This is a genomic window from Mesorhizobium sp. WSM4833 (assembly GCF_055811095.1).
This window is the reverse complement of the sequence record NZ_JBVVQG010000058.1, coordinates 1-267: the sequence shown is the minus strand read 5'-3', so window position 1 is coordinate 267 and position 267 is coordinate 1. Positions and strand designations below refer to the sequence as shown.

Annotated in this window: 1 protein-coding gene; it reads right to left on the bottom strand. The window is 56.2% G+C overall.

Going from position 1 to position 267, the window contains the following annotated elements; translation table 11 throughout:
- On the bottom strand, nt 1–267 hold a 267-nt coding region (locus AC0L2D_RS31855), incomplete at both ends, for a hypothetical protein (RefSeq protein WP_473544132.1).

Genomic DNA, 267 nt, shown 5'->3' with positions numbered 1-267 from the left:
CCATCCGTTGCCACCGGGGTTTGCCCTTGAGTCGGCGTAGAAGAGATCGGTGGCAGAGAAACATCCTGCTGAGTATTTTCCGCAGACGTGGTTCCCGGCGCTGGCTGCACGCCATTCGCCTGATCGGTCGCATTGCCAGCAAGATCAATACTCTTCTCGCCAGACGCGGTTTGATCGCTGGAAGTGGTCGAGGGGGCTTTTAGCGCAGAACCGATACCGATGATCAACAGCAGTAGAACCAGAATGCCGACGCCCATCATCATATAC